The sequence below is a fragment of the Halobacillus sp. BBL2006 genome, assembly GCF_000786645.1.
Classification (GTDB): domain Bacteria; phylum Bacillota; class Bacilli; order Bacillales; family Halobacillaceae; genus Halobacillus.
In genome coordinates this window covers 1-1572 of the sequence record NZ_JRNX01000947.1, presented here as the reverse complement: position 1 = coordinate 1572, position 1572 = coordinate 1, and the positions used below count along the sequence as shown (strand labels likewise).

The 1572-nt window shown below is 41.9% G+C and carries 1 protein-coding gene; it reads left to right on the top strand.

Annotation, left to right across the window (positions count from 1 at the left end):
• Positions 1 to 329 precede the first annotated feature (329 nt).
• Entirely contained in the window at positions 330 to 1541 is a 1212-nt protein-coding gene (locus LD39_RS21295; protein ID WP_035553740.1) for a putative glycoside hydrolase, read from the top strand.
• Positions 1542 to 1572 lie beyond the last annotated feature (31 nt).

Below are 1572 nucleotides of genomic sequence, written 5' to 3'. Positions count from 1 at the left end.
GAGACTCCCGCGGGAGAAGGGGCTAGGCGAGATCCCACAGGGCGGAGCCCGGGGAAGCTTGCCAGGTCCCCCGCAGGAAAGCGAGTCGTTTCCCCACCATCCCTAGCCCTGATCCAGTACCGGACTCAGATACCTCAAAACTATGTCTTCTACAATCGGGAGCATTAGTTGAGTAAGAAGAATGGGGAACTGGTTGTAATTCAGATTTCAAAAATAGGTAAAAAGTATGGTTATAAAAGAATAGCCAAAAATTGAAAATTAATCCTGTTATAAGGGAGGAACGTCTTATATAATTAAATAGAACAATCTATTAGGAAAGTAGGATGTAAATGGGGAAAAGACAACTGTGTGTGTTGATCTTCTCTAGCATTATCCTCGCTGTCTTATCTGTAGGAACGGTATCCGCAGAAGAAGAGGAAAGTGCAAAAGAAGTTCAATTGTTGACGAAAAAACAAATGGTGCTAAAGACGTTAGAAGTCCCGGATCCGGCTGCTCGATTTGTATACGATTCTGGATTTGATTTTGAATATCCTGATGCTGTCAGAGGAATTTACGTGACAGGTCCATCTGCTGGTGGAGCTAAAATGAGTGAACTGACAAAGTTAGTTGAGTCTACGGATTTGAATGCAATGGTTATCGATATTAAGGAAGACCATGGAAATCTTACATTTGAACCTGAAGACGAGAAGTACGCGGATATTGCTGAATCATACATAGACGATCCGAAGAAAATGTTGAAAACTTTAGAAGAAAAAGGTATCTACCCTATTGCCCGCGTGGTAGTTTTTAAAGATACTCTTCTTGCGGAAAAACGGCCTGATCTATCCTATACCCAAAACGGAAAAGTATGGGTCAATGGACGCGGTGAAGCATTCGTGAATCCATTTATGAAGGAAGTATGGGAATACAATTTGGAAATTGCTAAAATGGCAGCAGAAATGGGCTTCAAAGAAATTCAGTTTGATTATGTACGTTTCCCAGAAGGGTTTGGTAATCGTGATGATATCCTTGAATATAGTCAAGGAGATTATGCGAACCTTGAGCTGGAAGAAGTCCAAAAGCGTGTTAAAGCGGTTACCGACTTTGTCGCTTTTGCGAGAGAAGGGCTCAGTAATTATGATGTAGATGTATCTGTTGATATTTTCGGATACTCTGCAACGATTCCGGAAGCTCCGAATATCGGTCAAAACTTTTCTAAAATATCCAGTAATGTCGATGTGATTTCTTCCATGATTTATCCTAGTCACTGGGGACCATACTTCGGCATATCGAAGCCTGATGCAGAACCTTACCGTTTGATTAGCGAGTATGCGAAGGTTGAAAATGAGGTCTTAGGTAAGCTTGAGAATAAACCGACATCGAGACCATGGATTCAGGACTTCGAAGCTCCGTGGCTATACTCAGGACCAACCAAACAGTATGGTAAAGCTGAAGTAGAAGTACAGATCAAAGCACTGAAGGAAAATGGGATCAATGAATATTTGATCTGGAATGCAGGTAATAATTATTCACCGAACGTCGATTATACACCTATGAACTAGACAGCAGAAGTGGCGGGGAACCGCCACTTCT

Bases quoted from the DNA above. Each gene is read 5' to 3' on its own strand.
- LD39_RS21295 (WP_035553740.1), top strand. From the start codon at position 330: ATGGGGAAAAGACAACTGTGTGTGTTGATCTTCTCTAGCATTATCCTC.